We start from the raw sequence: 3,938 nt of genomic DNA, 5'->3' as shown, positions 1-3,938 counted from the left end.
GGTTATTCATGCCGATAGTGTCCATTAAAAAATGATGGACACTATCCTCCCCGGAACGGGGGAAGTATGACAGACGTCCCCTGTGGAGCGCTTACAGCCATCTGGTCGTTTCCCCACACCGTGACGCAGACCTGGCAGCAGGGCAGCCCCAGCTGCACATTTCACGGATCCCCTCCGAGGGAGGCAGGTCAGCCAGTCTTCCAGACGTGGTACTACTGCTGACGGGTAAGAGCGATGGCCTGCCAACTGGAGACATGCTGATTTTACCTGCTGAAATAATTAAGAAAATATGAGCTAACCGGATGCCTGCCTGTGGACTCTGGCCTTTGCTGATTGAGGTTAGGCGGATAAAATACCTGAATAACCTCGTAGAACAAGACGATCAGGAGATTAAACTCATCACGAAGTCGGGGCTCGGATTTAAATCATTCGAAGATACGTAAGCGTCATTTACGGGAATCGAGTTGTCCTGGATGCTTAAAAAGCTGATAGAAAGCGCAGGAGATACCCCAGCCCGAAAGCAGCTTTATTCATTAACAGCCTAATTGTATCCAGAATAAGGCGCACTTCTATTTTCTGGAATGTTTTCGACAGAGCCTTATCGTTGTTATCTTTTTGAGAGAACCCAAAGAATTATCTTATTTTTTTGGCCTAAATATTGATTAATATTTATTGTTATATTTTGTGTTGATGTCAGTGCCCATTTTTTCAGTTTTCTTATCTGATTTAAGAAGTGTTAATATTTTATATGTTCAAATAAAATATATTTTATTTCTGTGGGTGATAGTCATGACTGATCATGCGTTGAGTGGGGCGTATCCCATTTCTGTCTGGAATCTCTTTATAAGTCTGGTGACGGGTGAATACCGCCCTGGGGAAATGTGGAACCGGGGTAATTATCGTTTAAAGTTCTTATGGCGAGGGATTCTGGCCCCGTTGCTCACATGGCAACTACTGGATGTAGTCATACATGGTCCTTATATGTACAGACTTCTGGCCATGCAGCCACGTTTGCCTGTACGCCTCAATCGCGCTTATCTGACACTCAAATTTACGCGCAAGCAGAAATTGCGTGCCGTGCAGTTTCACTACAATACCATGTATAGCCAGCTTACCCGCAGGCAGATATCAAGCTGGTTGTCACACGATGGTTTACCTCTGGCCGAGCTTGAGGGGAAAGATAATATTCGTTTCTCTGTCAGCCTGAAGAGTGAGGTGAATCTTGATAAAGAGGGGGATTGCACAATGGTTATGCATGACGATCAGGCCAGGGTCCTGGCGAAAATCACCTTCACTCTTTGCCGACATCAGGGGAAAAGGACGTTATTCATTGGTGGTTTGCAGGGAGGCTGTCGCACTACCCCGCATGAGGTAATTCGGCATGCAACCAAAGCCTGCTTTGGCGTGTTTCCCAAGCGCATGGTACTGGATGCTGTTTGTCATTTCGCACAGTGTATGCAGATCGAAAAGATCCTGGCGGTTGGAGGTGATACACATGTTTATAGCCTTGCTCGTTACAAAAAGCAGTCAGCGATGGTACATGCTGACTATGATGGTTTCTGGAAAAGCATAGGTGCTGTCTGTTGTCAGGAAGGATATTATATTCTGCCACAGATGCCTGCATGTAAGGATATCAGCACCATTTCCAGTAAAAAGCGGGCGGAGTACCGCCGGCGATTTGCTCTGCTGGATACGCTTTCTCAACAGATTCGCACTGTTTTGGAATCATGATCGTCCTCATTAAGCACGATGAATATCTGTGTGTTTCTGGAATGGCACTACATCGAAAATGACGTTACGCGCTATGACAACTAAAGTGGGCATATCACCCGATCATGTTTCTGTTTGCCTCCTGGCCGCTGAGGGATTTATTCAAGGCCTTGATATCAAGATAAGGATGGGCAAGGAATGTTGAGAGGAATATATCCTTCCGCCTAAACTGAAAAGGGGGGGTAATTACCAAACCCAATTTAATACTGCGAAGTGTGGTTGCTACGATACACAACTCAAAAATCGAAACCCTGCTATCAATGGTGAGATTTTATTATCTGTAAAATCTGTAGTAGTGCACTTTGTGCAGAGCACCTCTGCATTTATTAACCGTGGGGTGAGGCGTTTCTGTTATGGTTTGCTTCTCAATTACTTCGTAATATTCAGAAATACCAGTGCAGTTTACATGGATAAATAATTACCCTAAGATTCGCGACTCGGTCCTTTAGCTCAGCGGTTGGAGCGCGCGACTCATAATCGCTCGGTCGTTGGTTCAAATCCAACAAGGACCACCAACCGCCACTAGCTCATCAGGAAGAGCGACAACCATGGTGTTGTAGTACGAGGTTCGAGGCCCCGGTGGCGGTCCAAACAAAGCCGGCTTAGCTCAGTAGGTAGAGCAACTGCTGGTAATCAGTGAGTCACCAGTTTGATTCCGGTAGTCGCACCATACACTGTTAGCTCAGATGAATAGAACGTTGCGATCCGAAGGAAAAGGCCACTGGTTCAACGCCAACCCAGTGCGGCAGGCGAGTATAGACCTGTTATTATCGGGGGCAGGCACTACCAGTGCGATAGTCCGGACTAGCGGGACTTTAAAAACCGATACCGTTGACGGCAGGGGATCAGACCCGCAGCTTTCTTGGGCATCAGATAACAGCTATCCGGTCAGTGAAGTGACCGGATGGCATATAAAAATAGCACGAGTAAACAAAACACCTTTGCTACCCGGTCCTGAAATGGCCGGGCATTTTTTAAAGCATTCGCATGAGCACTGAGTGGTTAACTGGTATCTCCGTATCAGACTTGTCGCCAGGTAGCAGTGCTCAGCCGAATGCTTATCAGTTATTCTCTAATTCAGATTGATAATGCGTTTATATAGAATCGCCTACGCTGTTAATTTATGGAACAAATGCGAGCGTTGTGATGTCTTTGAAAAAAATGCTGATGATTGCAGTGATCGCCGGATGCTTTGTTGGTGGCTGCATAATATATTATTACCTCTATTCACAGGTAATTGCTTTCCGTGATACACACTATTACGATGAGGCAAATAATTGAGAAAATCAATTGCGCAAATGGTTGATTACTTTGATACTTATTCTTTCATTTCTGACCGGGGTGATGATGTACGATAGTATATTGATTGAATTCCGTGCAGACCTGCCATTTTTTCCCTGGATGAAAAACCTTAAATAATAAAGAATGCATACGCATGAGCACTACCCCCAAAAACACTTTGTGCGGGCAAGTTCTAAGCGTGGGGGCTAGTGCTCAGCCGAATGCGTTGTGCAAATAACAATTAATTAACATGGCCACTGGTAATTATCAGTACGCATCCATAATTAAAAGTGCCCTGTACAGTTGCGTGTCGGGGGCGTGCTTTCCTGTATCAATGTTTCGACTTGTGCCCGCTGTTTTATCTCTGCGGGCTTTTTTTGATAGTGAACACGAATTTTCTGTTTAAGCCTTGCCGATATTTTACCGTCGATAGTAGGGTTGTTTTGTCGCAGTGGATCCCCCTGTGCGGCGGGGCGTAATTGGTTGGAAGTGAATAATGTCCAGAGCATAAGCTGCGCGAGTTCGGCCTGACCAGCCTAAGGCTCACCGGGAGGCACCCGGCACTGCGACAACCTGATTTGTCAAAATCTAAAGGCTCACTTTGGTGGGCCTCTTCTGTCTCTGTAAGCCGGTAAACCCAATAAACAAAAAATACTTGTCGATCGCGGGCGGGGTTGTTGTCTGCCTGCTACTTTGCGTGCGTGTGGCGGTGGTACCCAAACTTCCGGATGCGGTTGCCTGCGGTTAAGCCTCAGTATCAAGGTCAATCTCCGACGCAACAGCCTGTCATCTGTAGTGATGTGATGGACGCCCCTCCCTAAGGTGTTAGTGCCATACTTTTACTGACTGCATTATTCCGGGAGTTACATCGCATGAACACGATCAGA

1 protein-coding gene, 1 tRNA gene and 1 pseudogene are annotated in these 3,938 nt (G+C 46.2%); all 3 read left to right on the top strand.

The features are described 5' to 3' along the window. Positions 1-323: 323 nt before the first annotated feature. Positions 324-431 (top strand): annotated as a pseudogene (locus B9Y90_RS27460) (IS6 family transposase); the annotation flags it as partial. Positions 432-789: 358 nt separating this feature from the next. Then, entirely contained in the window at positions 790-1,731 is a 942-nt protein-coding gene (locus tag B9Y90_RS25565) for a VirK/YbjX family protein (protein ID WP_139827508.1), read from the top strand. Between the two features lie 478 nt (positions 1,732-2,209). Further along, positions 2,210-2,285 (top strand) — tRNA-Ile (locus B9Y90_RS25560). The last annotated feature ends 1,653 nt before the right edge of the window (positions 2,286-3,938 follow it).

The organism is Cedecea sp. NFIX57 (genome assembly GCF_900177785.1).
In the GTDB taxonomy this organism is placed as follows: domain Bacteria; phylum Pseudomonadota; class Gammaproteobacteria; order Enterobacterales; family Enterobacteriaceae; genus Cedecea; species Cedecea neteri_C.
The sequence above is the reverse complement of the archived record's forward strand: the minus strand, read 5'-3'. Positions and strand labels throughout refer to the sequence as shown.

Coding starts and splice junctions, on each gene's coding strand:
- B9Y90_RS25565 (WP_139827508.1), top strand. CDS start 790: ATGACTGATCATGCGTTGAGTGGGGCGTATCCCATTTCTGTCTGGAAT.